Annotated in this window: 28 protein-coding genes; 9 read left to right on the top strand and 19 right to left on the bottom strand. The window is 64.9% G+C overall.

Features of this window, described 5'->3' with window-relative positions:
* Positions 1-5: 5 nt before the first annotated feature.
* Both AC1Q5P_RS08690 and AC1Q5P_RS08685 read left to right on the top strand, forming a co-directional pair.
* Entirely contained in the window at positions 6-350 is a 345-nt protein-coding gene (locus AC1Q5P_RS08690) for a DUF1491 family protein (protein WP_492518723.1), read from the top strand.
* A 213-nt stretch (positions 351-563) separates the two neighbouring features.
* Complete coding sequence (locus AC1Q5P_RS08685) at positions 564-1,196, top strand: cell wall hydrolase (protein WP_039333228.1); 633 nt, start codon at positions 564-566, stop codon at positions 1,194-1,196.
* Positions 1,197-1,298: 102 nt separating this feature from the next.
* On the opposite strand, the gene purH is transcribed toward AC1Q5P_RS08685, so the two are convergent.
* The 3 genes from purH to rpe are packed head-to-tail and all read right to left on the bottom strand — an operon-like array spanning position 1,299 to position 5,468.
* A complete protein-coding gene (gene purH / locus AC1Q5P_RS08680) occupies positions 1,299-2,888 on the bottom strand; it encodes a bifunctional phosphoribosylaminoimidazolecarboxamide formyltransferase/IMP cyclohydrolase (RefSeq protein WP_427463610.1) in 1,590 nt (529 codons plus the stop codon).
* A 14-nt stretch (positions 2,889-2,902) separates the two neighbouring features.
* Positions 2,903-4,792, bottom strand: a complete 1,890-nt coding sequence (locus AC1Q5P_RS08675; RefSeq protein WP_062343050.1) for a heparinase II/III family protein — start codon at positions 4,790-4,792, stop codon at positions 2,903-2,905.
* Position 4,793: 1 nt separating this feature from the next.
* The gene (rpe, locus tag AC1Q5P_RS08670) at positions 4,794-5,468 is read right to left on the bottom strand and encodes a ribulose-phosphate 3-epimerase (protein ID WP_062343059.1); all 675 of its coding nucleotides are present in this window, start codon (positions 5,466-5,468) and stop codon (positions 4,794-4,796) included.
* Positions 5,469-5,810: 342 nt separating this feature from the next.
* Between rpe and AC1Q5P_RS08665 the strand changes: the two genes are divergently transcribed.
* Positions 5,811-6,308: a DUF2141 domain-containing protein gene (locus AC1Q5P_RS08665; protein WP_039333233.1), complete on the top strand. Its 498-nt coding sequence runs from the start codon at positions 5,811-5,813 to the stop codon at positions 6,306-6,308.
* A 57-nt stretch (positions 6,309-6,365) separates the two neighbouring features.
* Here the strand turns inward: AC1Q5P_RS08665 and AC1Q5P_RS08660 are convergent, their stop codons facing one another.
* The 5 genes from AC1Q5P_RS08660 to AC1Q5P_RS08640 form a co-directional block, all read right to left on the bottom strand.
* On the bottom strand, positions 6,366-7,124 hold the full coding sequence (locus AC1Q5P_RS08660; protein ID WP_492518722.1) for a phosphocholine cytidylyltransferase family protein: 759 nt from the start codon (positions 7,122-7,124) through the stop codon (positions 6,366-6,368).
* A gap of 92 nt (positions 7,125-7,216) precedes the next feature.
* On the bottom strand, positions 7,217-8,317 hold the full coding sequence (locus tag AC1Q5P_RS08655) for an inositol-3-phosphate synthase (protein ID WP_039333237.1): 1,101 nt from the start codon (positions 8,315-8,317) through the stop codon (positions 7,217-7,219).
* Between the two features lie 276 nt (positions 8,318-8,593).
* On the bottom strand, positions 8,594-9,277 hold the full coding sequence (locus AC1Q5P_RS08650) for an HAD family hydrolase (RefSeq protein ID WP_492518721.1): 684 nt from the start codon (positions 9,275-9,277) through the stop codon (positions 8,594-8,596).
* On the bottom strand, positions 9,274-9,996 hold the full coding sequence (locus AC1Q5P_RS08645; protein WP_492518720.1) for a phosphocholine cytidylyltransferase family protein: 723 nt from the start codon (positions 9,994-9,996) through the stop codon (positions 9,274-9,276). The genes AC1Q5P_RS08650 and AC1Q5P_RS08645 overlap by 4 nt, the downstream gene beginning before the upstream one ends.
* Before the next feature lie 195 nt (positions 9,997-10,191).
* On the bottom strand, positions 10,192-11,289 hold the full coding sequence (locus AC1Q5P_RS08640) for a CDP-alcohol phosphatidyltransferase family protein (protein ID WP_492518719.1): 1,098 nt from the start codon (positions 11,287-11,289) through the stop codon (positions 10,192-10,194).
* Between the two features lie 125 nt (positions 11,290-11,414).
* Between AC1Q5P_RS08640 and AC1Q5P_RS08635 the strand changes: the two genes are divergently transcribed.
* Entirely contained in the window at positions 11,415-12,347 is a 933-nt protein-coding gene (locus AC1Q5P_RS08635) for a CDP-alcohol phosphatidyltransferase family protein (protein ID WP_039333244.1), read from the top strand.
* On the opposite strand, the gene AC1Q5P_RS08630 is transcribed toward AC1Q5P_RS08635, so the two are convergent.
* Both AC1Q5P_RS08630 and AC1Q5P_RS08625 read right to left on the bottom strand, forming a co-directional pair.
* A complete protein-coding gene (locus AC1Q5P_RS08630; protein ID WP_492518718.1) occupies positions 12,348-13,850 on the bottom strand; it encodes a lipopolysaccharide biosynthesis protein in 1,503 nt (500 codons plus the stop codon).
* Positions 13,851-13,914: 64 nt separating this feature from the next.
* Positions 13,915-15,201, bottom strand: a complete 1,287-nt coding sequence (locus AC1Q5P_RS08625; protein WP_492518760.1) for an MFS transporter — start codon at positions 15,199-15,201, stop codon at positions 13,915-13,917.
* A gap of 181 nt (positions 15,202-15,382) precedes the next feature.
* On the opposite strand from AC1Q5P_RS08625, the gene AC1Q5P_RS08620 reads away from it, so the two are divergent.
* Positions 15,383-16,009: a class I SAM-dependent methyltransferase gene (locus tag AC1Q5P_RS08620; RefSeq protein WP_039333248.1), complete on the top strand. Its 627-nt coding sequence runs from the start codon at positions 15,383-15,385 to the stop codon at positions 16,007-16,009.
* Positions 16,010-16,013: 4 nt separating this feature from the next.
* Here the strand turns inward: AC1Q5P_RS08620 and AC1Q5P_RS08615 are convergent, their stop codons facing one another.
* Entirely contained in the window at positions 16,014-16,847 is an 834-nt protein-coding gene (locus AC1Q5P_RS08615) for a hypothetical protein (RefSeq protein WP_492518717.1), read from the bottom strand.
* Between the two features lie 97 nt (positions 16,848-16,944).
* On the opposite strand from AC1Q5P_RS08615, the gene lipB reads away from it, so the two are divergent.
* Together lipB and AC1Q5P_RS08605 are read left to right on the top strand one after the other, a co-directional pair.
* Positions 16,945-17,613: a lipoyl(octanoyl) transferase LipB gene (lipB, locus tag AC1Q5P_RS08610; RefSeq protein WP_039333252.1), complete on the top strand. Its 669-nt coding sequence runs from the start codon at positions 16,945-16,947 to the stop codon at positions 17,611-17,613.
* Positions 17,592-17,906 (top strand): hypothetical protein, encoded by a 315-nt coding sequence (locus tag AC1Q5P_RS08605; RefSeq protein WP_039333255.1) that lies wholly within the window; start codon positions 17,592-17,594, stop codon positions 17,904-17,906. Before lipB ends, AC1Q5P_RS08605 begins: the two co-directional genes overlap by 22 nt.
* Here the strand turns inward: AC1Q5P_RS08605 and AC1Q5P_RS08600 are convergent.
* Positions 17,889-18,770, bottom strand: a complete 882-nt coding sequence (locus AC1Q5P_RS08600; RefSeq protein WP_492518716.1) for an HpcH/HpaI aldolase/citrate lyase family protein — start codon at positions 18,768-18,770, stop codon at positions 17,889-17,891. The genes AC1Q5P_RS08605 and AC1Q5P_RS08600 overlap by 18 nt on opposite strands.
* Before the next feature lie 24 nt (positions 18,771-18,794).
* Positions 18,795-19,901: an alkene reductase gene (locus tag AC1Q5P_RS08595; protein WP_492518715.1), complete on the bottom strand. Its 1,107-nt coding sequence runs from the start codon at positions 19,899-19,901 to the stop codon at positions 18,795-18,797.
* A gap of 81 nt (positions 19,902-19,982) precedes the next feature.
* Here AC1Q5P_RS08595 and AC1Q5P_RS08590 point away from each other — a divergent pair, with 81 nt between their 5' ends.
* Complete coding sequence (locus AC1Q5P_RS08590) at positions 19,983-20,876, top strand: DMT family transporter (protein WP_492518714.1); 894 nt, start codon at positions 19,983-19,985, stop codon at positions 20,874-20,876.
* 1 nt (position 20,877) lies between these two features.
* Here AC1Q5P_RS08590 and nadA read toward each other — a convergent pair whose 3' ends face one another.
* From nadA to AC1Q5P_RS08560, 6 genes are all read right to left on the bottom strand, one after another.
* Entirely contained in the window at positions 20,878-21,876 is a 999-nt protein-coding gene (nadA, locus tag AC1Q5P_RS08585) for a quinolinate synthase NadA (protein WP_492518713.1), read from the bottom strand.
* Positions 21,877-21,933: 57 nt separating this feature from the next.
* On the bottom strand, positions 21,934-22,665 hold the full coding sequence (locus AC1Q5P_RS08580; RefSeq protein ID WP_492518712.1) for an adenylate cyclase: 732 nt from the start codon (positions 22,663-22,665) through the stop codon (positions 21,934-21,936).
* A gap of 111 nt (positions 22,666-22,776) precedes the next feature.
* Complete coding sequence (locus AC1Q5P_RS08575; protein ID WP_492518711.1) at positions 22,777-23,430, bottom strand: DUF4230 domain-containing protein; 654 nt, start codon at positions 23,428-23,430, stop codon at positions 22,777-22,779.
* Positions 23,412-24,329: an MBL fold metallo-hydrolase gene (locus AC1Q5P_RS08570; RefSeq protein WP_492518710.1), complete on the bottom strand. Its 918-nt coding sequence runs from the start codon at positions 24,327-24,329 to the stop codon at positions 23,412-23,414. The genes AC1Q5P_RS08575 and AC1Q5P_RS08570 overlap by 19 nt, the downstream gene beginning before the upstream one ends.
* An 86-nt stretch (positions 24,330-24,415) precedes the next feature.
* The gene (locus AC1Q5P_RS08565; protein ID WP_174544576.1) at positions 24,416-24,901 is read right to left on the bottom strand and encodes a DUF1465 family protein; all 486 of its coding nucleotides are present in this window, start codon (positions 24,899-24,901) and stop codon (positions 24,416-24,418) included.
* A 127-nt stretch (positions 24,902-25,028) separates the two neighbouring features.
* Positions 25,029-25,226 (bottom strand): YdcH family protein, encoded by a 198-nt coding sequence (locus AC1Q5P_RS08560; protein ID WP_039333267.1) that lies wholly within the window; start codon positions 25,224-25,226, stop codon positions 25,029-25,031.
* 234 nt (positions 25,227-25,460) lie between these two features.
* Between AC1Q5P_RS08560 and AC1Q5P_RS08555 the strand changes: the two genes are divergently transcribed.
* Positions 25,461-25,619, top strand: a complete 159-nt coding sequence (locus tag AC1Q5P_RS08555; RefSeq protein ID WP_082013319.1) for a YdcH family protein — start codon at positions 25,461-25,463, stop codon at positions 25,617-25,619.
* Positions 25,620-25,730: the final 111 nt, after the last annotated feature.

Genomic DNA, 25,730 nt, shown 5'->3' with positions numbered 1-25,730 from the left:
CCGCAGTGACGGAATCGCGCCTTCCGGCACACCTCGAAGTCCAGGGAATCATCCGTGCGGTCCAAGCCGAAGGCGGCTTTGCCATGGTGCTGCACAAGGGCGAACGCGATGGCGGAACAGTCCTGATTGTTATCTTGGAAAATCAGTCTCTTGGCATTCTTTACGAACGCATGCCCGACGTTGATGGACGCCGCAAATGGCGTATTTCCAAGTCGCAAGTAATTGAAAATAAGCAGGAATTCGAAGACTATCTGAGCCGCCGAATGCAGCAGGATCCGGACGTGTGGATAGTTGAACTGACCGTCGCGGATCGCGAACGGTTCGTCCGGGACAACCTTTCCGCTGGCTGAACGCGGGTTGACTCTTCCGCAGCGCACAATAAAGGCCCCATACCGATTTTTGCGCAGGCGGTGACGGACGGCAGCAAGGCCCGACGCACTGGCACGCAGACGGGGGGCAACCGACATGGCCCTTCGGCGATTGACCGGCACGCGGCATCGTTCGCGCACACCGGCCTTTTGTCGCGCCATGGCAGGAAGCTCACCGCCCATTGACGACAAAGTATGAGCACGAAATTCAAATACGCAGCCAGCTTCAGCATTGCTGCGACTTTCATCACAACGCTTCTCAGCACTGGCGGATCCCACGCCGCCGCTCAAAGCCTCAACACCCCGGCCGCGATCACCGCGACCTTCATCTCCCAGCCCGTGGTTCAGCCCACCCCGATTCAAGCCGTTGCCACCGCAACGCCCGGAGCTGCCATCGAAGCTGAAGCCGCCGACGCGGATTCGCTTGCCGAGCTGGTCGAGGACACCCAGATTCCCGCCACGCTGTCGAACGAGCTCGAGTGCCTTGCCGGCGCCGTCTACTTCGAGGCCAAGAGCGAAACTCTTGCCGGACAGCTTGCCGTCGGTCGCGTGATCGTCGCTCGCGCCAATTCCGGGCGCTTTCCTTCGTCGTACTGCGGCGTGGTCTACCAGCCCTCGCAGTTTTCGTTCGTTCGCGGCCACGGCATGCCGGCAATCAACCGCGACAGCCGCGCCTGGCAGACGGCCGTGCGCATCGCCAAGATCGCCGATGAAGGCCTGTGGAAGAGCCCGGTAGAGGGCGCAATGTTCTTCCACGCGGCGCACGTCTCACCGCGCTGGGGCAAGACCCGCATCGCGCGCGTCGACAGCCATATCTTCTATCGCTGATTTCAGCTGCCTTGGACGGCAATGAAAAGGGCCGGTCCCCGATGCGGGGCCGGCCCTTTCTTCTTGGCGTCTCCCTCGCCGTGGCGAGGGAGACGTAATCAATCAATGTCGGAAGTGGCGCATGCCCGTGAAGACCATGGCCAGGCCGGCCTCGTCGGCAGCCTTGATCACGTCTTCGTCGCGGATCGAGCCACCGGGCTGGATCACGCAGGTCGCGCCTGCTTCCACCGCCGCCATCAGGCCATCGGCAAACGGGAAGAACGCATCCGAAGCAACGGCAGAGCCTACCGTGCGCACTTCGGCAAAACCGTGGGTTTCAGCCGCTTCCTTGGCCTTGGCTGCCGCAATGCGCGAGCTGTCGCGGCGATTCATCTGGCCCGCACCGATACCGGCGGTGACGCCGTCCTTGGCGTAGACGATCGCGTTTGACTTGACGTGCTTGGCCACGGTCCACGCGAACAGGGCGTCTTCCAGCTCCTGCTCGGTCGGGGCGCGCTTGGTCACGACCTTGAGGTCGGCCTTCTCGATCTTGCCGGCATCGCGATCCTGCACCAGCAGGCCGCCTGCGATCGGCACCGTCGTCAGGCCCTTGCGATTGGCATCGGGCAGACTGTCGATCAGCAGCAGGCGCAGGTTCTTCTTGCGCGCAAAGGCTTCCTTGGCCGCATCGTCGGCGCCGGGCGCCACGACCACCTCGGTGAAGATTTCGCAGATCGCGTTCGCGGTCGGCCCGTCGAGCGGAACGTTGGTCGCCACGATGCCGCCGAATGCCGAAACCGAATCGCACTCCAGCGCGTCCTTCCACGCATCGAGCAGCGTATCCGCCGTGGCGACGCCGCAGGGATTGGCGTGCTTGACGATGACCACGGTCGGCTTGGCGCCGGCGAACTCCGCCACCAGTTCCAGCGCGGCGTTGGCATCGTTGTAGTTGTTGTAGGACAGCTCCTTGCCCTGCACCTGGGTTGCCTGTGGCAGGCCGGTGACGGCAGGATTGCGCGGCACATAGAGCGCTGCGTCCTGGTGCGGATTCTCGCCATAGCGCAGCGTCGTCACGCGGGTGTGCGCGGTGGCGAGGACGGGCGGGAAGTGCTCGCCCTGGTCCACGGTGGCGAACCACTGCGAGATCGCCGAGTCATAGGCCGCCGTCGCCGCATAGGCCTTGGCCGCCATCTTGCGCCGGAAGGCCAGCGTCGTCGCGCCGCCGGTCTGCTCCAGCTCACCCAGGAACGTGGCGTAGTCCGCAGCGTCGGTCAGGATCGTCACGTAATCGTGGTTCTTGGCGGCAGAGCGCACCATCGAAGGTCCGCCGATGTCGATGTTCTCGATCACTTCGTCGCGCTCGGCACCCTTGGCCACGGTCGCCTCGAAGGGATAGAGGTTGACCACGACCAGATCGATCGCGCCGATCTGGTGTTCGGCCATGGCGGCGGCGTGTTCGGGATTGTCGCGCACGGCCAGAAGGCCACCGTGGATCGTCGGGTGCAGTGTCTTGACGCGGCCATCCATCATTTCCGGAAAGCCGGTGTGCTCCGACACGTCCTTCACGGTGAGGCCTGCATCACGCAGTGCCTTGGCGGTGCCGCCGGTCGAAAGCAGCTCGACGCCGCGCGCTGCCAGCGCCTTGCCAAGATCCACAAGACCGGACTTGTCGGACACCGAAAGCAGCGCCCGCTTGATCGTAACCTCGCTCACGTGGGAATTCCTATCTATCGCATCTTCTTCAGCAGCCAGGAGAAGCTCTCGCCGCTGCGGGGAACCTTGGCCGTCACGACCAATTGCCGCGTGCCGATAGGCCTTCCGAGCCCGTCTGCCCAGAGGGATTCCTCTATTCCGACAGCATCGCGGCCAGAGCGGAACTGCCACAGGCTGCCGTCTGGCAGCGATAGCGTCACGCCTTTGCCATCCGCGCTGGCGGCCAGTTCGATATGGGGCCCGAGATGAAAGCGCAGAGCAACGCCGATCATCCCGCGCTTGCCCTTGCGCCCGGAGGGCACCAGCAGGTCTTCGCCGCGCAGCTCGGTCCCGTCATCGCGCAGGATCAGGATGCGGCGGTGGGTCAGGCCGTAGCGGCTGACGTAACCGTTGTGGCTCGCCTCGATCCGCGTCGCGCCGGGCCCTGCACCTTCGGCCGAAAGTGTGCGCCGATCGACCTCGACCTCGGACACGCCTGACCCCAGCTTGCCGTTGATCAGCACTGCGGTGGAATTGAAATCGTCGATCGTCAGCGTCGAATGCGCTGCCGTCGCGCGCAGGCCCTGTTCAAGCCGCAGCGGGATCATGCCGCCGGCAAAGGCCGCGCCGCCGCAGTTGACGATCAGCCGCTCCGCCCCGTGGCTCAGCTCGAATGCCAGCGTCGAAGCACAGCCATCGCGCGTATGCCGCGCCACCGGCGGGGGCCCCGCATCGAACTGCAGCACCGCCTTGCCTGCCGTCGCGCGTTGGTAGCCCCACTGCCGCGCATCGCGCAGGGGCCGCGTGCGGACGCCGCTGGCGCGCACCAGTTCCTCGATCCGCTCGGCCGGGATCGCGCCCGCGCCCTGCCAGTTGCCAAGGCCGCCATCGCCGTGAAGCAGCGCCAGCAGGGGCGGCACCAGCAGCGTCAGCATCGTCTGGATCTGCGGTAGCGGTTCGGCCCGGATCGCTTCGTAGCAGGCGCGCAGGTCCACCAGCAGCTCGATCGCCTCGATCTGGCAGAGCGGGCTGCGCGACAGCACGCCGCCATCGTCACCCACCAGTTCGCCCAGCGCCTTGACCAGCCCGGCCTCGCCATAAAGGCGGCGCGGCTTGCCATCGGCCATGAGCAGACCGACCGCGACCAGCGCGCACCAGCCTGCCACTTCGGAAAGCCGGTCGTCAGCCTTGGTCACGCGGCGGTCGAGCCAGCGCGCCGTGTCCTCGATCGTGTGCAGCACCCGCGTCCGGAACGCGCGGTCCTGGCCCGAAAGGATCAGCGGTGCGTGGACCATCCAGTTCAGCAGGCGGTGGCCGACATTGCCCACGTCCCACGCCGGCGTGGGGTCCGGCTTGGGATTGGCGGCCAGCCAGGTCTGGAGAATACGCTCGGCCACTTGTGCGCATTGTGCCCGCGTGCCGCCCGATTCAAGATCGCGCAGCCAGCGGAAACCATGGACCATCCGCTCGAACGAGGGCGACAGGCGGGGCCCCGAAAAGGCCGTGTCGGCGATGGGTGACTTGTAGCCGTGGACAAGGAAATGCCCGGCGCGCAAGGCCTTGCCCGCTGCGGCATCGCCCGGCAGCGGCGGCGTGACCGTGGCCGTCAATCGCGTGCGGGCGCGCTTGCGGAAAGGATGGATCGCGCTGGCCGGAAGTCCCAGGCTGTAGGCGAACCGCACCAGCCTGTCGCCCGTGCCGATGGCGGGAGGTGCGAAATCGGCAAGGGCAAGCGCGCGCCCCGGCTCGATCACCGCCGGGTCCGGGCGGTCGTCGTCAAGCGCCACGTAGCGGCTGCTTGCCTCGGGCGTCGGATCGGCCAGCGGTTCCTCCTTCGTCGCATCGAGCGGGATGGCGGGCGTGAGAGCAGAGCGGCCAGCACCTGCCGGGCGACTTCCAACATCCGGGAAGCCGCGTGTCTCCATGTCAGGCGGCCTCACCCTGCCCGAGGGCCTTCAGGGCGGCGATGTTGGCCGCATACTGCGAAGGGCCGCCCTTGAACGTGGCGGTCCCGGCGACCAGCACGTCGGCCCCGGCTTCGACGCAGGAGCGGATCGTGCGGGTGTCGACCCCGCCGTCGACCTCGAGGTGGATGTCACGGCCCGACTTGTCGATCATTTTCCTCACCGCCTCGATCTTGCGAAGCTGGCTGGAAATGAAGCTCTGCCCGCCAAACCCGGGGTTCACGCTCATGATCAGGACCAGATCGACGTCATCGATAAGGTAATCGAGCATCTTCGCCGGGGTTCCGGGGTTGAGCGAAACGCCCGCCTTCTTGCCAAGGCCCTTGATCGCCTGAACCGTGCGATGAATGTGCGGGCCTGCTTCGGGATGAACCGTGATGATGTCCGCCCCGGCATCGGCAAATGCCTGAAGGTAGGAATCGACCGGCGAGATCATCAGGTGCACGTCAAACGGCTTGGTCGTGTGCGGGCGCAGCGCCTTTACCACCATCGGTCCGATCGTGATGTTGGGCACGAAGTGGCCGTCCATCACGTCGACGTGGATCCAGTCTGCCCCGGCTGCATCGATTGCGCGCACTTCCTCGCCCAGCTTGGCGAAATCTGCGGAAAGGATCGACGGCGAAATCAGCGGGGTCATCTGGTCATCTTCCTGCGTCGGGTGGCAGGCAGATTGGTAAACGCTCATGCGCTCAGGCATAGCCACCCCATCCCTTGCGCTTACCTTTCGCGAATCGGCGGAACAAGCACTATCGGCCTCATTATCCACACGGAATGTCCCGCTTTGGAGGCGGTTGATGTGATGAACGGCGGGCGAGCCAAGGGTTCAGCCACTATTCACGGCACGAATCTTACTTAACGAACCAGCCAACCGCCGTTATTGGAATCGGCGGGGAAGAAACGAGGCGCTGCGAGAGCTTTCATTGGAAGCGCGTGGATCAAGCGGTTGCCGCAGGAAACATCGAAATCGGGGCTTTTTGATATGACCAAGCCGAGACGGCTGCGCGCTGCGGCCGCTTTGACTGCCACTGCACTCGCCGCCACTGCAATGGGTGGAAGCACTGCTGCCAGTGCGGCTGGCCCGAACTGTGCAGGGCCGGTGAGCGACACCTGGATCAACGTCACGATCGACGGCGTGCGCAACGGCAATGGACTGATGGCGGTGACCCTCTATGCCGACGAGCCGCGCAAGTTCCTCGTCAAGAAGGGCTCGATGTACGTCGGCCGCGTTGATGCCACGGCGCCCGAAACGCGCATGTGCCTTTATGTGCCCAAGCCCGGCGTCTATGCGCTCGCCGTCTATCACGACGAGGATGCGAGCCGTAACATCAAGCGCAGCGGGGTTCTCGGCCTGCCCGAGGAAGGCTTCGGCTTTTCCAACAATCCGCCGACGATCGCAAGCATTCCCTCGTTCCGCTCGGTCCGCCTGAACATCTCGAAGTCGGGCCTGTCGACCCGGATTCATCTTAAGTATCCGTGAACGCTTGCCTCCTCCCCTCCCGCAGGCGGGAGGGGTTGGGGGTGGGAAGCTTGTGTATTACTCGCCCGCAGGCACGCCGATATCCGCGAAAGTGCGCGCCAGGTGCCATGGCGCCAGTTCCTCGGCCAGCGCATGGGCGCGCGGATCGTCGACGTCCATCCACCACGCATCGTCGATGTCCATGGTGCCCGCGCGTCCTGCATCGGCGAGCCGTTGCATGCCGTCCGAAAGGCTGCCGGGCTTGCCTTCGGCAATCGCCTCGTGGATCGCCCTGGCCAGGTCCGGGGTGGCCAGAAACGCCCCGCAATCGACCGCATCATAGGGTGCGATGGTCTTGCCGATAGCGGTAATCATGCCGTCGTCATCCAGCTTGACCCAAGTCGCGTCCTCGGGATCGACCAGCGGGTTGTCGATGCGGCGGTCAACCGCCAGCGTCACGGCGCAGTCCGGCCGGTGTTCGTGGATCAGCCGCTCCAGAATGTCGGCATCGAACATGTGGTCGGCCATCATCAGCAGATAGTTGCCGTCGCAGCGCGTGGCCCCGGCCATGACCGAATGGCCGTTGGGCGTGGACCAGTTGGTCAGTCGCACCGGCACGATCTCGATGCCGGCGCGCATCGAGAGATCGGCAAGAAAACCTTCCAGAAGGTCGGCCTGATGGCCGGTCACCACGACGACGCGCGTCACGCCGGCCTGCATGGCCTGCCGCACGCCGATTTCGATCAGCGGCACGCCTGCAACCGGGGTCATCGGCTTCGACGGGGAAAGCTCGGCAAGGCGGCTGCCAAAACCGGCAGCGATGATCAGCGCATCCATGGTCGCTTCGGGTAAAGGTTTAGGAGCCAAATGAAAAGGCCGACCAGACGAAACGTCGGGCCGGCCTTTCAATCCGTCAGGGAAGCTGTCGCTTATTCAGCGGCCAGCTTCTCGACCGAAGCGTATTCGTCGACCATCTGGGCGGCGACGTCGTCATTGAACTGCTGCGGCGGGTGCTTGCAGAAGTAGGCCGACGGGCCGATCAGCGCACCACCTTCGCCACGGTCGAGCGCGACCTTGCAGCAGCGGATCGCGTCCATCACGCAAGCAGCCGAGTTCGGGCTGTCTTCAACCGACAGGCGCAGTTCCAGGTTCATCGGAACGTTGCCCCACTGCTGGCCTTCCATGCGGATGAAGCACAGCTTGTTGTCCTTCTGCCAGGGAACATAGTCCGAAGGACCGACGTGGATGTTCTCGTCCTCGAGACGCGTGGCGAGCATTGCCTGCACGGCCTCGGTCTTCGATTCCTTCTTGCTGCCCAGACGCTGGCGGTCGAGCATGTTCATGAAGTCGGTGTTGCCACCGGTGTTGAGCTGGTAGGTGCGCTCGACGTTCACGCCGCGAGCAGCGAACAGGCTGGAAAGCACGCGGTGAACGATCGTTGCACCGACCTGCGCCTTGATGTCGTCGCCGACGATGGGGATGCGCTTCTCGCGGAACTTCGCTTCCCATTCCGGGGTCGAAGCGATGAACACGGGCATGCAGTTGACGACGGCGACGCCGGCTTCAAGCGCGCATTCCATGTAGAATTCGGTCGCTTCCTGCGAACCGACGGGGAGGAAGTTCAGGAGAACTTCGGCGCCCGATTCCTTGAGAGCCTTGACGATGTCGGCCTGGGTGGCTTCGGGCTGGTCGGCCACGATGAAGCCCTTTTCGCCGACCGAGGTCATGTGCGCGGCAACGCCGTCCGACACGCGGCCCATGATCACCTTGCCGCCGGTCATCGGGACATTGGGCTGGAACACGGTGGTGTTGTTCGGCGCGGCGAAGATCGCCTCGGCGATGTCCTTGCCAACCTTGCGCGCATCGACGTCGACGCCGAGCACGAAATCGACGTCACCGGCGCCATAGCCGCCAATGCGGTCGTGGATGAGGCCCTGCGACGAATTGTTGTTGCGATAGTAGGCTACACCCTGCACCAGCGAGCTAGCGCAGTTGCCCACGCCGATCACGGCGACCTTGATTGGCTTCATGAATAACGATCCCTTCAGACAGGCGCCCTGCGGCGGCTGTAATCAAACTGCCTCAAAATACCGAAATGCCATCGAATGCAAGCCGAATCCTCAGTCCGTCAAGACGAAGCGGGGAACCGCCGGTCATGGCAGACCTTGCAATCCCCACTCCCTGCTCGCAATCGTGCCGCCTGCGCTGCACCAAAGGGTGGGCGCGCAAGCCACAGCAATTTCCGATGGGACCGCGCCCTTAACGGAAAAAAGCTGCCAGCGATAGCCCGTTTCGCCAGAAGCCCTTCACAAGCTGGTCACAGCGTCGGCAACCGTTGCAATATGGTCACCGAGATCGGCCAGGTTCATCAGGGTCCGGGTGCCCGGAACCGCCCGTTCGAAATCTTCCGGACCAAAGGCATCGGTCAGAAGAGCACGAAAACGCACCCGTGCGGCGGCCGCGATGTGGGCGTCGTTCGGTGAATCTCCGGTGAACAGGAATGCGGAGCGGTCGATTCCGAACCGCTCCTCGATCGCTCCGAAGTGCGGTTCGCCCTTGGCAAAGCCGGGATCATCCATTGACGGGGCGCGATAGCCCAAAGCGCAATCGACCGGCCAATCGCTCGCCAGACGCTCGACATATTGCTCGAGGTTGTTCGAGGAGATGACCACGAGAAGGCCGGAATCGCGCCACCGCTGCAGCAGCGCGGCCGTGTCGGGGGCAATGGTAATCCCGGTAAGGTAGCCGTCCTTCCAGTCCTCGAAGCGCTGCGCAACCGGATCGGTGTCCTGCCCGGGGTAAAGCTGGCGCAACTGCTTTTCGAATGGCAGGCCCGAGGTTGCGAAGTAGGAGCGGCGGGCCTGCGCAAACGGCGTGCCGAATGATTCTTCCATCAATTGCGCCGCACGGTCGGCGTAGTCCTCCATCGTCGGCACCAGCGTACCGTCGAGGTCGAACACCAGAACGCGGACATTCTGCTCCTGGCTCACGCGGTCAGGCTTTCGCGGGCCACGGCAAGGTCCTCGGGCGTGTCGACTTCGAACCACTTGAGGCCGGAGAGCCAGCGCACCTGCGGGGCGGTCGCCTCGTCCTGCGCCAGTTCATGCAGCACCATCTCGACCGAGGCAGTGGCGAGGTCCTTGGTTTCGCCGACCCTCTCGAACGCGGCCCAGTATGCGTCGCGGGCTGACTCGCGTACGAACGTCGTGCCGATATAGGCGCCGTCATACCTCGGCAGGGTCTTGGAAATGGCCTGCAGCGCGCCGTCCTTCTCGATGACCTTCATCTCGTCGGGCAGGACCGGCCGTTCCCGCTCGCAGGCGACCGCCACAGTAGCGCCCGCCGCTTCGGTGGTGAAATGGCGGGTGTACATGTCGGCGGGGAAGAGGTGGTCGGCGTTGGTCAGCACGAAGGGCGCGTCGCCGATGAGCTCCCGCGCCGCACCCAGCGAGGTCAGGTTCCCGGCTTCGAGCTGCGTGTTGCGCACGGTCCGCACCGGGGCACCCGGCCACTCGGCAGCGATGTGATCCTCGATCAGCTGCGCGCGATAGCCGGTCACCACGATCACGTCGTCGGCCACCGCAAGCAGGGCTTCGATCGCGAAATCGAGACAGGTGCGCGAGGCGACCGCCATCAGCGGCTTGGGCAGGGACTCGGTCGCGTCGCCGAGCCGACTGCCACGGCCCGCAGCAAGGATAACACCTTTCATGTTTTCTCACGGTTCCTTGTTGCGGTCGTTGCTTGGGCTAATTTGGGGGAAGGCGGCGCGTCGCGCAAGGGGTGGGGCTGATTGGTGCCGCGTTGCAGCACCAAAGGGTGCCCGAGTTCGCGCCAGGTTACCTGCAAGTTGTGCCAGAGTTGCCGGGGAGTTGCCCGGAAGTTCGGGAGAGTTGGAAATGCCGGGTCAGAGCTGGCGCATGTGCGGCGGAAGCAGCAAGCCTTCGCTGTCGGCGGCAATCAGCGGCGCGCACCAGGCCACTGCGCCAAGCCAGATGCACAGGCCGCCGAGCAGCATTCCCGGGAGGACCCAGGCAAGGCCCAGGAGGCAGAACACGCAGGCAACAAGCACATAGACGTCGCGCTTGAACAAGCGCTCCAGCGTCAGCGTCACGCTCTGCAGGATCGGACGACCTTCCAGCCTGCGCTCAAGCGCCGCGCGCAGAACATCGAAGCTGCCGCGCTTGGGGCCGATACGGACAAGGATGCTCATGGCCACGATGCCGCAGACCAGCAACACCACGCAGGCTAGGGCAATCCAGCCATAATCCAGGCCATAGGTGCGGATGACGCCGGTCATCAGCCCGATCACGAAGCCGAGATTGGCCACCATGTCGCAGGCGGTATCGAGCAGCGCACCGCGCCGGCTCATCGCCCACGAGACGCGGGCAATGTCGCCATCGACGCAATCGGTGACGGAAACCGCCTGGAACAGGAAACCGCCCAGGGCCAGCCATTCCACGCCGCCCCGTCCCAGAATGACGGCCATCACCATGGCCAGCGCCAGGGTGAACCAGGTGATGGGGTCGGGACCAAGGCCGAACTTCATCGCCAGCGCGGACATGCGGAACGAAATCGGCCGGTTGATCCAGCGACCTACCGGTCCTTCAGTGGGCTTCAGCGTCGCGCGCAGCAGCGCCAGGACCGTGGCATGGTCGCTCTCGGCGCGAATCAGCCGTGGATCGCCGCGGACCAGAACCAGCGCCGGATCCTCGCGCAGGGCTTCGAGCGCGGCCTTGGTGGGCTGCGCATCGGCTGGCAGCAGCGCGGTGCCGGGTGGCAGCGGCGCAGACGGTGCGGCGTAGGTGATCTGCGGCAAGGGGCGCGCGCGCATCGTGAAACTGCGCTGCCAGTCCTCGGCGACCGGAGAATCGGCGAGAATCACGATTGCGCTGGCGCCTGTGAGATCGGCAAGAATCACCGCTCGTGCCACGCCGCTGATGCCACCGATGCGGCGGCGCAGGTAGGGACTTGCCGGAATCGCGACGGAAAACGGGGTATTCAAGCGTGCGTGCCTCATCCAGAGCCATCAGGCCCTTTCCACGGCCTATAGACACGGCTACCTGATGCGCCAAGCCAGCATCGTCGGGATACTTGCTGGCTGGCCAAGGCATTCAAGGGGTCGCAAGGGTGAACGCGGGAAACAGGACCGGGGCAATCGAGCGGCCCAAGCGTCCGCGTGAATTGCAGGACAGGCTGAACTACCATCTCTACCATCCGCTGGCGTGGCGGCTGGCGCGGATTCTTGCGCATACGCCGCTCACCCCCAACATGGTCTCGGTCTTCGGCGGCCTGCTCGTCGTGGCGGCAGGCGTGGTCTATTTCAACATGGATTCGACCGGCGGCCCATGGGCGCTCGGCTGGCCGATGGGCGCGATGCTGGGCATGGCCCTGCACATGAGCTGGCACGTGGTCGACGGTGCCGACGGCGATCTGGCGCGGATCACCGGCAGGACCAGCCCGATCGGCGAGATGGTCGACGGCATCTGCGACTATGCCAGCCATATCGTGCTCTACGTCCTGCTCGCCTTCGTGCTGACCCGGCAGATCGGGTCCGGGCAGGCCTGGGCCTGGACTCTCGCCGCAGGCGCCAGCCACATCGTGCAGTCCAATCATGTCGAGGTGCAGCGCCGGTTCTACCAGTACTGGACCTATGCGGTCCCGTGGCTGAACAATGCCAAGGACAACAACGCCGGCCTGTTCGGGGAAAAGACCCTGTTCGCGCGCCTGTTCGAGCCGATCGCGCGCGGATACCTGTTCCTCGCCGCCGGGATGACGCCGCATGCCCGCCAGATCGACGAAGCAGTGCGACAGGCGCTGGCAGCGGATGACAAGCCAAGGCTCGCTGCCATCCGTGCCGAAGTGGCGCGCGAGCAAAAGCCGCTGCTCGATTTCCTCAAGCTGCTGGGCCCCAATCCGCGCGCGATCGTGCTGGGGCTGGGCATGATTGCGGGCAGCCCGGTCTATTACTTCTTCTATCAGGTGGTGGTGCTCAACCTGCTGCTGCTGATCTCGGTGCAGCTTCACAACCGCGCCGCCAAGCGCACGGCGTCGAGGATCTGATCAGTTGATGCGGTAGCGGTTGAGCGAAAGCACGCCTGGCTGCGCCTTGCGCCAGACCATCACGAAGCCTGCATAGAACAGCAACGCGATCATCGGCGCCATGGCGTTGGTCACGACGGGATGTGCGTCGGCAAGAGCCGTGCCCTTGGCAAGGCCGCCAAGCCATATGCCCAGCAGCACTGCCGCTCCCGCTGCAAGCAAGGGAATCGCGGCGTGGAACGGATGGGGTCGCACACCGAGGCCCGAAAGCCAGTGGCGCCGCATGTAGGACGCGACCAGCGCTGCCAGCAGCATGGCCAGCGCCGCGCCGAGAATGCCGTACTTCGGGGTCAGCAGCGGGATGGCGAGTCCGGCAATCACGATCAGGATCAGGTTGACCTGCAGGGCAAGCGCCGGGCGGCGGTAGTAGAGGATAAGCTCTGATACTCCGAATGCGCCGTTGACGGTTTCGGCCAGCACCATCGCCAGCAGCGCGGCATAGCCGCCTGCATAGTGGGCGCCGAACAGATCGAGCAAGGCCTCGCCGGTTGCCGCCATCAGCAGGACCACGCCAAGCTGGATGGTCAGGATCACGCGCGTTGCCGCCGCCGTGGCCTTGCCGGTGGCGATGTCGCCATCGGTCATCATGGTGCGGGCCGTGAGCGGGGTGAGGATGCCGTCGAAGGCCTGGCGTACCTGCAGGATCGGCGTGCGCAGCTGTCGCAGCACACCATAGACACCGACCGCTGCATCGCCGAGCAGGAAGCCGACGAGATAAAGGTCGATGCGCTGGGCCAGCGTGGTCAGGAAGTCGCTACCGCTGGCCGGCACCAGTGCGCGGACGCGGCGGAGCAGTTCGGACGGGTGCGGACGCCAGCGTCGCAAGCCAAGCGGACCGAGGCAGTGCCGCGCGCTCCACAGCGAGAACAGCGCGAGGGCGATCGATCCGGCCCAGTAGCCGATGATCATGCCGGTCTGTTCGAAGCCCAGATACCAGGCGCCGAAGGCCACCGCGGTCATCACATAGGGTTCGACAAGACCGCGTGCGATGACCTCGTAGCGCATCTTGTGGGTCCAGCGCGTGGCAGCGAGTGCAATATCGCCAGTGATCTGGCCCAGCACGGCAGGGGCGATCAGGGCGAGGGCAAGGCGCAGGCTTTCGGACACGAGGCCATCCGGCAGCGCCTGCGCGCCCAGAACCAGCAGCACCGAGACCGCCATTCCGGCAAGCGCGGCAAGCAGCAGCGCATCAAGCAGGACATGGGTGGCGCTGCGCCGGGCATTGTCCGGCGTCGTCTCTTCCAGCCAGGGAAAGATCATGCGCTTGAGGCCCAGGCTGGCGATCGGCACGGCAAGTTCGACCATTGCGCTGGCCATGGTGAACACGCCGTAGTTTGCCGCACCATAGAGCCGTGCGCCGACATAGAGGAACGATGCGCGCGCGGCGAAGCGGATGACGAAGCTCAGGGCGTTCGATCCCGCGCCGCGCGCGATTACTGTCTGTGAGCCCCGGTCTGCCGTCATTGCGCCCGCGCGCTTGGCGACAAATGCGCGCTGGCGCAAGGGTGCCGGGGTGCGTGGAGCGCGGTCAGGCCGGGTCGCGCTTCATGGCGACAAGGCACAGCAGCACGACGCCGAGCGCCAGAACTTCCATCACGCCCCAGGCAAGCCATTGCGAATGGTTGTAGAGCCAGACGCCGATGGCGGGTGCCGCGATGTAGGCCGCGCCGTTCACCGAAGCGACGATGCCGGCGGATTGGCCCTGTTCGGCCGGCGAAACGGCAAGGCTCGCGCCCGAGGTGAAACCGGGGCGGAACAGGCCGAAGCCCATCGAAGCGATGGCAAAACCGACTGCTATGGTGTGAAGGTCACGGCCCATGGCAACGGGAACGATGCCGGTAGCGGCCAGGCTCATTCCCCAAAGCGTCGATGTTCTGGGTCCGAGCCCGAGCATCGGGATCAGTCCCCACTGCGCGAGCAAGGTCGCCACCGCGCCGCACATCAGCACGAGGCCGACCGGGCCGGCGCCAGCATCCGGATCGCCGCGCAGGCCAAGCCGGTCCAGCAGCAGGAAGCCTATAACGCCCAAGACCATCGCTTGAGCATGCCCACCGACCAACCCTGCAGCCAGCCAAGGGCGCAGGCGGCGGTCGGTCCAGCGCAGACGGTCGATTCCCTGCTGCTGGGGCTCCGCTTCGGGCAGTTCGTCGGGACTGCCATCGGGATGATCCTCCACCATGCGCGGATTGGACGAGGCGCTGAACGGCGCCGACATCACCTCGCCCCGCGCGGCAAAGCGGGGATCGTCATCGGGCAGTTGCGTGCGCAGCAGGACCAGCACGATCACCCCGAACAGCGCGAACATGGCAAAAGGGCCGACCAGCCCGAGGCCGGGCAGGATCAGCAGCGGAGCAAGCGCGGGGCCCAGGACCGTGCCCAGACCGAAGCTCGAAGCGACCAGCGACAGCGCCTTGGTCCGCTCGGCGCGGCCGGTGCGGCTGGCGACATAGGCCTGCACAGCAGGTGGCGCGGCCGATCCGAAGCCGCCATACAGCGAACGGGCGATGGCAAACAGGCTCATGGTCAGGCCCGCGCCGAACCAGCCATCGAGGCCGAAGTGGAGGATCGCCCCGCACAGGGCGAATGAGGAAATGAAGCCGATAACCCCCAAGGCCATCATCGCCTTGCGCCCGCGACGGTCGGACCGGCGCGCCCAGTAGGGGGCCATGATCACCCAGAGCAGCGCCGACCAGGAATAAGCGAGGCTTACCCAGACGTCGGCAATGCCAAGCCGCGTGCCGATCGAGGGCATGACGGATTGCATGGCAGTATTGCCCGCAGCCGTGACCAGCATGACCGCAAAAAGCAGGGCCATGCGCTCTTTCGGCAGGCGGATGGCACCCTCGCTCATGTCTTCACGCCCAAGGCGGGGATCGAAATTGTCCACGGCTGGTTCATCCAATGCTGACTAGGCCGGGCGAACGGTGCTTGCAATGGCAGGCCAAATTTGCGACCCGCTTCAGCCAAGCTTGACCGGCAGAGGACCATTTCCTGCAATGACTTCGACCCAGGTGGCGCGTGAGCCTCTTCTTCAGCGGGCAAAACGCAAGGTGGAACGCTTGGCTGGGCCGGCCGGGATCTTCTTCAAGGGCTTCCTCAAGCACCCCGCCATGGTGGGCGCAATCGTGCCGTCCTCGAACCGCACGATCGAGCGCGTGCTCTCGGTGGTCGACTGGGAGGAATGCCGCCTTTTCGTGGAATACGGCCCGGGTGTCGGCACCTTCTGTCGTCCGGTGCTGGAAAAGCTGCGCCGCGATGGCCGCCTGATCGTGATCGACACGAACCCCGATTTCATCGCCTACCTGCAGAAGACGATCGGGGACAGCCGCTTCATCGCCGTGCATGGTTCGGCTGCCGATGTGGAAGAGATCGTCAAGGCGCATGGCTTCGACCATGCCGACTACGTGCTTTCCGGCCTGCCGTTCTCGAACCTGCCCGAAGGCGTCGGCCCTGCGATCATGGGCGCAACGCATCGCGTGCTGCGCCCGGGCGGCGCGTTCCTCGTCTATCAGTACACCGCCCGCGCGCGCGATCTGATGGGCCAGTTCTTCCGCCGCATTGACAAGGGCTTCGAGCCGCTCAACGTTCCGCCCTGCGTGATCAGCTGGGGCTGGAAGGAATAACCCTTCAGTCGAAGATCGAGCGGATTTCCAAGGTGTTCGGTCCGCCGAGCTGGCGGTAGACCGCCGCCAGCACCGCGATGAAATAGATCAGCGCGCCCGAGGTGATCGCGCTTGAAACCGCGGCTGTCAGCACGCGCTGCAATTCGCCGCCGGTCGTCAGCACCAGGACGACGCCGACCAGCATCATGGCCAGGCCATAGACCACCGCAAAGAGCAGGCCGAGAAGCACGAGGAAGGCCAGCAGGCGGCTTGAATTGCCCTGGGTCAGCGCCCACGAGCGGCGCAGGGCCCGGATCGGGTTGCGCTCGCCCTCGATGGCGAGAACCGGCGCGACGAGCGCCATGCGCAGGCTGCACCAGACCATCGCCACGAATGCGGCAAGGATGACGATCGCACCAATGGCCTGAACGCCGGTCAGCGCGGCCGCGCTCACCAGCACGAGGAACGCCATGCCAAGCGCACCACCGACGATGATCTGTGCCAGCACATAGGGCCCCAGCGCGCGAAAACCGCGCGCGATGGCCTGGGCAACGGTCGGCCGGTCAGGATCGGTCATGACAATGAGCACGGTGACCGTCCCGGCCATCTGCAGCAGCGTGACGATGATCAGCAGGGGCAGTGACGAAGTCCAGGCATCGGCCATGATCTCCATCATCCGGCCCGGCGGCGTGCCGGGCGCCATCTGCGGTTCGGGCACGAAGATCGAGAAGGCAAGGCCCGGCAGCAGGAAGAATACGCCGGCAATGGCCATCAACACATCGCGGTTCGTCGCAACGAGGCGCGTGGCGGTCTTCCAGGCAAGGCTGCTGTCAAGTTTGCTGTCAGGGCGAGGCGTCATGCCGTGCGCAATAGCAGCGTCGGACGATCACGTCGAACGTCAGTTTTGCGTGCCCAGCCTCTTGTCACCCGTCCGGCGCTGGGCCATTTCGCAGGCCATGGCCCGAAATGAGACTATCGAGATCCGGTGCGAAAGCGCGCAAGTGCCCTATCGCGTTGCGCTGGACGAAATGGCCCGGCGCAATGCCGCGATTGCCGAGGGCGGCGCACAGGAACTGATCTGGCTGCTCGAACATCCGCCGGTCTATACCGCCGGGACCAGCGCCGCGCCCGACGAACTGCTCGATCCGCGCTTCGAGGTGGTCGAGGCCGGGCGGGGCGGGCGTTACACCTATCACGGGCCGGGGCAGCGCGTGGGCTACGTCCTGCTCGACCTGCGCAAGCGGGCGCGGGACGTGCGCGGTTTTGTTCATGCGCTCGAAGGCTGGGTGATCGATACGCTGGCCGATTTCGGTGTCGAATCTTGGCGAGCCGAAGGGCGAGTCGGCATCTGGACGCATGGTGCCGACAGGCGCGAGGCCAAGATCGGTGCCATCGGCGTGCGCATCCGCCGATGGGTGACGATGCACGGATTTTCAGTCAATCTCTCGCCCGATCTCTCGCACTTTGGCGGTATCGTGCCCTGCGGGATCGAGGAATTCGGCGTGACCAGTCTTGCCGCGCTGGGCAAGGAGGTTACACCGGAAGCGTGGGACGAGGCGCTGCTCTCGCACCTCGATCGTTTTCTCGAACGTCTGGATACGCCGTGCCCGCCATCAGCCGCCTGATCAGTCACCCGATTGCACTTCTCCCGATTGCACTGGGGCTCGCGCTGGGCGGTTGCGGCAAGAAAGCCGATGACAAGGCGGCGACAGCAGCCGGTGCAGAGGTGCTGCCAGGAACGATCTCGGACGACATGATCAACCTCGATACGTCCACCGCATCTCCGCCACTGGCACCAGTCCACACCGAGAAGAAGAAGGCAGCAGCGCCCTCGGCAAGCGAGGCTGCTGCGCAAACACCGGTTGCAGGCGATGACGCCGCTGCGGCACCGGCAGCAGGTTCAGCTGATCCCGAGTAGCTGCCGCGCCATCCTCAAGTGCGGCTGATCGACCATGCGGCCGTTGTATTGCAGCGTGCCAGCGTGGGGATTGGCAGAAAAGAGTGCCACTATGGCGTGGGCCTCGGCCAGTTCCTCCTCGGTGGGGGCAAAGGCGGCGTTGATGATCGGTACCTGTGACGGGTGGATCGCCAGCATGCCGGTGAAACCATCGGCCTTGGCCGCTTCGGCGGCGCGGCGCGTGCCCTCTTCGTCACGGAAATCGTCGTAAAGCGTGTCGATTGCCCACACCCCCTTGGCATGGGACACCAGCAGGCACTGCGCGCGGATGAACCGGAAGGCATCCGTCCACGCGCCCGCGGCATCGCGCTTGCGGCTGGCGCCAAGCACGGCAGAGAGGTCCTCAGCGCCCCAGGTGAGGCCGGCAAGGCGTGGCATGGGCTCGTCGACGTACAACGGGATGGTAAGAGCCGAGCGCGCGGTTTCGCTGACCAATGGCAGGATTTTCGTGGCGCCGTTGGGCAGGCGGTTGCGTTGCTCGAGTTCGTAGATTTCGGCAGCGACCATGCGGAACTGGCCGGGGCCTTCGCACTTGGGCAGCATCACGCCATCGGGCGCGCCAGCCATGACCACGGCGAGGTCCTCGCGCCACAGGCCGGTCTCGATCGCGTTGATGCGCACCCAGCGCGCCAGCGGGCGGTTCTCGGTCACGTGCTGGCGGTGGATCGCAAGCCAGTCGCGAGCGAGGATGCGTGCCTGTGGCTTGGCCGCAGGGGCGACCGCATCCTCCAGATCGACGATCACCGCATGCGCGCCGGTGGTCATGGCCTTGCCCAGCTTCTTGTCACTGTCACCGGGAACGAAGAGCCATGATCTTGGCGGCATGCGGCATTGCTCCATTGGGTTTTGTTACTCGGCCGAGGCGGTTTCCTCCGCCAGCGTAGGATAGTCGGTATAGCCGACCTCTCCCGGGAAATACCATGTCTGTGGCACCCCCTTGTTCGGATTGATGTGCGCTCCGACACGGATGCGCTCGACCAGATCGGGGTTGGAGATGAACGGACGGCCGAAGCTGATCGCATCGGCCCGACCCGAGGCGACGTCGGCAGCCGCCTGTTCGGGTGTGTAGTCGCTGTTGAGCACCAACGGGCCGGTGTAGATCGAGCGGATCAGCGCGTCCTGCTGCGGCACGCCGGTCTGGCCGAAGGTACCATCCGGGCCGGGCTGGCGAAGTTCGAGGAACCCGATGCCGAGGTTCTGCAGAACGCGGGCCGCCTCACCGAAGGTCGCCGCCGGGTTGCTGTCGTCAGTGCCTTGCGAATCGCCGTTGGGTGAGAGGCGCACCGAGACAAGGTCCTTGCCCCAGACCTCGATCAGGCGCTCGACCACTTCGCGCAGGATGCGCACACGGTTTTGCGGGCTGCCGCCATAATCGTCGTCGCGCAGGTTGGTGCCATCGCGCAGGAACTGGTCGATCAGGTAGCCATTGGCCGCATGAAGCTGCACGCCATCGAAGCCGGCCTTCTTCGCGTTTTCCGCAGCAAGGCCGTAGTCATCGACAAGACGCGGCATTTCATCGAGGCGCAGGGGCCGCGCCGTGGCGAAGTCCTTCTTGCCCTCCGGGGTGTGCGCCTGTCCCGGCGCGCGGGTGGCCGAGGCTGAAACCGGCGGCTCGCCTCCCAGGAAATACGGGTGCACGATGCGGCCCATGTGCCACAGCTGCATCACGATGCGGCCGCCAGCCTTGTGCACGGCTTCGGTCACCGGCTTCCAAGCCTCGGTCTGTTCTGCCGACCAGATGCCCGGTGCGCTCGGCCAGCCCGACCCTTCGCGGCTGATGCCGGTGGCTTCGGAAATGATTAGGCCTGCGCTGGCGCGTTGCCGGTAGTATTCGGCCATGACTGGCGTCGGCAAGCCTTCGCCAGTAGCGCGACCGCGGGTAAGCGGCGCCATGATGATGCGGTTCGGGGCTTCGATCGCGCCAAGGCGCAGGGGCTGGAACAGCGGTTCGTGCATGCTAGAGGACCTTTCCGAAGATGACGGGAAACGCCAGGTTTCCCTCTAAGTTTCTCTTTGCAACTGGATTAGGCTGCGCTCATGACGAATTCAAGTGACGCGGTCCTGTCATTTCGCCCCAGTCCCAAGCATTTCCTTGCCCTGCTGACAGGAAACCTTGCGTTGGCGCTGGGCCCATGGTTCGTGCGCATTGCCGATAGCGGGCCGGTCTCGGCGGGGTTCTGGCGGCTGGCACTGGCGCTGCCGTTACTCGGATTGTTTGCATGGCGCAGCAGGGAGCCTCTGCGCGGCTATCCGGCCAAGGACTGGTGGTTCATCGTCGCTGCCGGCGTGGTCTTCGCGCTCGATCTGGCGAGCTGGCATGTCGGGATCGAGCGGACCAAGCTCGGCAACGCTACGCTCTTCGGCAATTCGGGCAGCGTGATCCTGATGGTGTGGGGCCTGGTGACGATGCACCGCCGCCCGCACTTGCGCGAATTTGCCGCAGTGGCCATGGCGCTGGGCGGGGCCGGGCTGCTGCTGGGCCGCTCGATGGAGATCGATGCGCGCACCCTGGCCGGAGACCTGTTCTGCATCCTCGCCGGGCTGTTCTACGTCGTCTACATCCTGCTGGTGCAGAACGTGCGCGAGCGTCTTCGCCCGTGGAGCCTGCTGTTCTGGTCAAGCCTTGCCGGTTGTCCGGTCATGCTCGGCACGGCGCTGGCGATGGGTGAGCCGGTACTGGCACACAACTGGTGGCCGCTGATCGGCCTGATGCTGGCAAGCCAGATCGTCGGCCAGGGCCTGCTGGTCTATTCGCTCGGCCATTTCCCGCCGCTGGTGATCGGACTGGTCCTGCTCACGCAACCGGCCGTCTCGGTCCTCGTCGGGTGGCTCTCGTTCAGCGAGGTCCTCGCCCTGCCCGACGCCATCGGCATGGCGCTGGTCGGCACCGCGCTGGTACTGGCACGGCTGGGCGAGGGAAAGAGCGCCTAGCTCAGCTACCGAACGGCTTCGCCCCCAGATCGCCCAGGCCGACCGTGCCGCTGGCCATGTCGAGCATGCGGTCGAGGCTCTTCTTGGCGGCGAGGCGGAGGCCCTCGTCCATCTCGATGCGCGGCTGCAGGTCGCGCAGGGCGAGGTAGAGCTTCTCCATCGTGTTGAGCGCCATGTACGGGCAGATGTTGCAGTTGCAGTTGCCGTCAGCGCCCGGCGCACCGATGAAGGTCTTGTCGGGGACGGCCAGTTCCATCTGGTGGATGATGTGCGGCTCGGTCGCCACGATCAGCGTGTCGCCCGGCATGGTCTTGGCAAACTGCAGGATACCGCTGGTCGAGCCCACGTAGTCGCAGTGGTCGATGATGTGCGGCGGGCATTCGGGATGTCCGGCTACCGGAGCGCCCGGATGCTGGGCCTTGAGCTTGAGCAGCTCGGTTTCCGAGAACGCCTCGTGCACGATGCACACGCCCGGCCAGAGCAGCATGTCGCGCCCGAACTTGCGGTTGAGGTAGCCGCCGAGGTGGCGGTCCGGCCCGAAGATGATCTTCTGTTCGGGCGGGATCTGGGCGAGGATCGTTTCCGCGCTCGAGGAGGTGACGATGACGTCGGAGAGCGCCTTCACCTCGGTCGAGCAGTTGATGTAGGTCAGCGCGATGTGATCGGGGTGGGCTTCGCGGAACGCCTTGAACTTGTCGGGCGGGCACGAATCCTCAAGGCTGCAGCCGGCATCCATGTCGGGCAGGACCACGATCTTGTTAGGAGACAGGATCTTGGCGGTATCGGCCATGAACTTTACGCCGCAGAACGCGATGACGTCGGCATCGGTCTCTGCAGCCTTGCGCGAAAGCTCGAGGCTGTCGCCCACGAAATCGGCAATGTCCTGAATTTCCGGGCGCTGGTAATAGTGCCCGAGGATCACCGCGTTGCGCTCCTTGCGCAGGCGGTCGATCTCGGCGCGCAGGTCGAGGCCGGAAAGATTCAGGGGCTGGGCAGTCATCGCATCAAATCCTCTCGCCCGGCGGAAGGCGGCCGGGCGAGAGGGGACTTAGGGTTCTCAGCCCGCTGCCGCAATACCTTCAGCAAGCGAAACGAACGGCGGGAATACGGCGAGCCCCATGATGACGCCGAACAGCACCACCACCGCAAGGGCGCTGAAGCGGGTGGCGGGATGCACCGTGCCGGTCTCGCGCAGGTCATGCATTGCGATGATGCCGACAGCGAAGAGCTGGAACGCACCTTCGACGACCGGCGTCAGCACGGGGCCGAGGATCGGCGCGGGCACGAGGCGGCCGATGGCCGGTTCGAGGATCAGGATCATCGCACCCATCATCAGGCGCCGGTGCCACTGCGTTTCGCGGCGCATGGCGATCGCGGCGATGACCATCGCGGCGAACAGCGCGGTGCCGATGTGCGTCAGCGCCAGGAAATAGGCGTTGCTGAAGAAGGGCGGCACGCGGTGCAGTTCGATCGCCATGCGACCAGTGAACATGCCAAGTCCGGCAATGAACAGGACCAGGGCGAGCGACACCCAACCTAGCTTGCGGTGCAGCGCGATGTTGCCGGTGAGTGCCAGCTGGTTCTGCAGCACGAACATGCCGAGCCATGACAGCATCGCCACACCGTGGAGATGGACCCACACCGGTGCGGTGGACGGTGAGGCCATCCCGCGCAGGGCCCATTGGCCGAACGCAAAGACGACGAACACCGCCATGCCGGTGGTCATGCGGGTAAAGAAGCGCTGGTCGCGCGAGTACGGATAAACGGTATTGATTGCGGCGGTTGCCATAAGGTGTCTCCACCAGTCCCGACGCGCCCGCTAGGTGATTCGGTCCGATCTGGCGGTGATGTCAGTCACACTTGCAACCAATTTGCGGCGGCAATCCTCATCTGTCGCCCGCTACTTGTCGAACGTGACCTCGACCTTGGCCTTGCCGTAGCCTGCCACCTGCAGCGGGATCGACAGGTTCTGGGCGATGGCTTCCCTGGCAGCTTGCCGCGCAAGGTTCATCAGCACCGGATTGGCCGCCTGCTGGACCGCCTGCGCCTCGGCAAGGCGGGTATTGTCGCGAGTCAGCTTGTCCTGTGCATCGCGGCTGATCCAGATGCCGTCACGCAGGTATTGCGCGCGCGCCTCGTCAAGATTGGGACGGCTGACAGTGAGCGGCGGCAGGCGCACTGAAAGGGTCTGTGCGTCCGCGTTCCAGGTCAGCCGGTCCCGACCGACCTGGGCAAGATTGATGGTGTAGTCGACCCGCGCCGGGATTACCGCGACCTGCTTGGAATTGACGAGGCCGAACAAGCGAGAGTCGTTGCTCGACACGACGGGAGCGAGTTCGGCGCTGAATACGGTCAGCTTGTCCTGCTTTTCGAACGCAACAAGGCTGGTGGCAAGCGGATCGCCAAGATCGTCGGGTTGCCACCATCTCCATGCAAAGAACGCTGCCGCTGCAAGCGCAACTAGGAACAGGCCCCACGGCAAAAGCGAGATCCGCGCGAGGGAGGGCGCGGATTGCTGCGGGGAAGGGTGGGGGGTCAGGCCTGGATCATCCATGTCTCATCCTCAACCCGGACTCGCCCCTGTCGTTCCAGATCGAGCAGGTGGGCAAGCACCGAGCGGCCTGCTGCACCGTGGAGCCGAGGATCGAGGCCCTTGTACATGGCGCCGACGAACTCGGGAATGGCGTGCGGCCCGCCGTCCTCGAGCAGGCGCAGGATCTGACGCTCGCGCTGGCGGCGATGGCCGAGCATCCCGCGCACCAGCTGGCGCGGGTTGTCGATCTGCGGCCCGTGTGCCGGATAGAGCACACGATCGGAGCGGTCATGGAGCTTCTGCAGGCTGGCCATGTACGCGGCCATGTCGCCATCGGGCGGCGAGACGACCGAGGTCGACCAGCCCATGACATGATCGCCGGTGAACAATGCGCCGCTTTCCACCACGCTGTAGCACAGGTGGTTGGAGGTGTGCCCGGGCGTGGCCACGGCTTCCAGCGTCCAGCCATCGCCCGAAATGCGCTCCCCATCGGCAAGCACGCGGTCGGGCATGTAGTCGGCATCGAACGCGGCATCGGCGCGCGGGCCGTCATCTTCCATGGTCAGCGGTGCGCAGCCGATGATCGGGGCGCCGGTGGCTTCGGCGAGCGGACGCGAGGCCGGGCTGTGGTCGCGATGGGTGTGGGTGCAAACGATGGCGACAACCTTCGCGCCGCCCACGGCGGCGAGGATCGCGTCGAGATGGCCCTGGCTTTCCGAGCCGACGACATCGTCCATGCCGAAAGGGCCGGGATCGATCACGGCCACGTCCTTGCCGGCGCCGACGAGGTAGGTCTGCGTGCCGGTGAAGGTATAAGGCGAGGGGTTGGGCGCAAGCACGCGGCGCACCAGCGGTTCGAGCTGTTCGGCGCGGCCGACGGGCCATTCGCTGCGGTCGGGGATCGGGGGCATCTGGGCCATGGCTGGGGTATGGGGGCTGCGGTGCCCCCGCGCAACCGCACAAGTCATGTCAAATCGCCGGCGGCGACGTCACAACGTCGTCAAGATCACGCTGCGCTGGGATGATCCTCGACAGCGCGGGCGAGACGGTCACGCAGGCGCTGCACGGCACTGCCATTGGCAACGGCCTCGGAACGCCATGCCTGTTCGAGACGCTGAATGCGCTGGTAGAGGCGCTGGCTGTCATGAACCAGCGCCTGGACGTCTTGTGGCAGATTCGCGACGACTTCGGGGTCACTGTCCGGAAAGTTCGCGATCAGGCGGCCATGGCGGCGCAGTTGCAGTTCCGACAGCTCACCTGCAAAATGGGCGCGGTGATTCAGCAGCCAGGCGAGGCAGTGCATCACCCGCGTCGTCGTGCGGAGCGCTTCGCAGCTTACCTGTACGCGCTGCAGATCCTCGTCGTCGGCCACGATCTGGTTGGTCTCGTTGCGTAGCCGGTCGAAGCGCGTGCGCACCTTATCGGCAAGGTCGAGGGCCTGCGCGTGGAGGGCGTCTATGATACGCGGGTTGAGGCTCGGCAACAAAGGCATGGATAGCGCATAGTCTTGTGGTCAGGCTTTCGCCAACAGGACAACGCTCGGATGCTTGTCCCGTTTCGTGAACGTTTCTTAACGGGACACCGCGCTTTTCGCCCTCATGTGAATCAAGTGCCTGATTTCAGGCGATGATATCGGGAATAAGATAGTCTTCGATCATCGCGATCTGGTCTTTCAGCAGCAATTTGCGCTTCTTGAGGCGGGCGATCTGCAACTGGTCGCGGGCGCCATTGAGCGAGAGCGCATCGATCGCCGCGTCGAGGTCACGGTGTTCGATACGCAGCGCCGCAAGCCGCTTGCGCATTTCCTCTTCGGTCACGTTCCGCCCAACTCCTTCGACCCGGTGAACCGGTCGGCTTCTGCGACTTACGGCATAACCCGTAAAGTGCAACGCTCCGGCGCGGTTTGACTTGCAAGATACGGCCAATGTGGGAGCATGACAACGCGCCGCCTGTTCGAGTCGTGAAGAACCGGCTGAAAGGTGGCGCCGCCCCGCACGGGGATGGCCTCGTGCGGTTTTCTGAAGGGGGCTTTCCCTTAAGGAGGAAAAAGCATGGAATCGACGCACATCAGCGCACTCCAGACAAAGCACGCCGGACTTGAAAAGCAGATCCAGATGGAAATGTCCCGGCCCCTCCCTGACGATACGCTGGTGGCTCAGCTCAAGAGAAAGAAGCTGAAGATCAAGGAAGAGCTATCGCGCCTTCACTGATCGCGCGCCGCCTTCCAAGGCACCGCACGGAGCCGCCCCAAGGGGCGGCTCTTTTGCGTGAAGGCGTGCGTGAATAGCTATCCGCTCCACATCGGTTTCGCATCCGATTGT

This window comes from Novosphingobium sp. GW835-FHT14H07, from assembly GCF_058793515.1.
The sequence above is the reverse complement of the archived record's forward strand: the minus strand, read 5'-3'. Positions and strand labels throughout refer to the sequence as shown.

Bases quoted from the DNA above. Each gene is read 5' to 3' on its own strand.
- AC1Q5P_RS08685 (WP_039333228.1), top strand. From the start codon at position 564: ATGAGCACGAAATTCAAATACGCAGCCAGCTTCAGCATTGCTGCGACT.
- AC1Q5P_RS08675 (WP_062343050.1), bottom strand. From the start codon at position 4,792: ATGGAGACACGCGGCTTCCCGGATGTTGGAAGTCGCCCGGCAGGTGCT.
- rpe (WP_062343059.1), bottom strand. From the start codon at position 5,468: ATGACCCCGCTGATTTCGCCGTCGATCCTTTCCGCAGATTTCGCCAAG.
- AC1Q5P_RS08665 (WP_039333233.1), top strand. From the start codon at position 5,811: ATGACCAAGCCGAGACGGCTGCGCGCTGCGGCCGCTTTGACTGCCACT.
- AC1Q5P_RS08660 (WP_492518722.1), bottom strand. From the start codon at position 7,124: ATGGATGCGCTGATCATCGCTGCCGGTTTTGGCAGCCGCCTTGCCGAG.
- AC1Q5P_RS08655 (WP_039333237.1), bottom strand. From the start codon at position 8,317: ATGAAGCCAATCAAGGTCGCCGTGATCGGCGTGGGCAACTGCGCTAGC.
- AC1Q5P_RS08645 (WP_492518720.1), bottom strand. From the start codon at position 9,996: ATGAAAGGTGTTATCCTTGCTGCGGGCCGTGGCAGTCGGCTCGGCGAC.
- AC1Q5P_RS08630 (WP_492518718.1), bottom strand. From the start codon at position 13,850: ATGACGGCAGACCGGGGCTCACAGACAGTAATCGCGCGCGGCGCGGGA.
- AC1Q5P_RS08625 (WP_492518760.1), bottom strand. From the start codon at position 15,201: ATGGCCCTGCTTTTTGCGGTCATGCTGGTCACGGCTGCGGGCAATACT.
- AC1Q5P_RS08620 (WP_039333248.1), top strand. From the start codon at position 15,383: ATGACTTCGACCCAGGTGGCGCGTGAGCCTCTTCTTCAGCGGGCAAAA.
- AC1Q5P_RS08615 (WP_492518717.1), bottom strand. From the start codon at position 16,847: ATGACGCCTCGCCCTGACAGCAAACTTGACAGCAGCCTTGCCTGGAAG.
- lipB (WP_039333252.1), top strand. From the start codon at position 16,945: ATGGCCCGAAATGAGACTATCGAGATCCGGTGCGAAAGCGCGCAAGTG.
- AC1Q5P_RS08600 (WP_492518716.1), bottom strand. From the start codon at position 18,770: ATGCCGCCAAGATCATGGCTCTTCGTTCCCGGTGACAGTGACAAGAAG.
- AC1Q5P_RS08595 (WP_492518715.1), bottom strand. From the start codon at position 19,901: ATGCACGAACCGCTGTTCCAGCCCCTGCGCCTTGGCGCGATCGAAGCC.
- AC1Q5P_RS08590 (WP_492518714.1), top strand. From the start codon at position 19,983: ATGACGAATTCAAGTGACGCGGTCCTGTCATTTCGCCCCAGTCCCAAG.
- nadA (WP_492518713.1), bottom strand. From the start codon at position 21,876: ATGACTGCCCAGCCCCTGAATCTTTCCGGCCTCGACCTGCGCGCCGAG.
- AC1Q5P_RS08580 (WP_492518712.1), bottom strand. From the start codon at position 22,665: ATGGCAACCGCCGCAATCAATACCGTTTATCCGTACTCGCGCGACCAG.
- AC1Q5P_RS08575 (WP_492518711.1), bottom strand. From the start codon at position 23,430: ATGGATGATCCAGGCCTGACCCCCCACCCTTCCCCGCAGCAATCCGCG.
- AC1Q5P_RS08570 (WP_492518710.1), bottom strand. From the start codon at position 24,329: ATGGCCCAGATGCCCCCGATCCCCGACCGCAGCGAATGGCCCGTCGGC.
- AC1Q5P_RS08565 (WP_174544576.1), bottom strand. From the start codon at position 24,901: ATGCCTTTGTTGCCGAGCCTCAACCCGCGTATCATAGACGCCCTCCAC.
- AC1Q5P_RS08555 (WP_082013319.1), top strand. From the start codon at position 25,461: ATGGAATCGACGCACATCAGCGCACTCCAGACAAAGCACGCCGGACTT.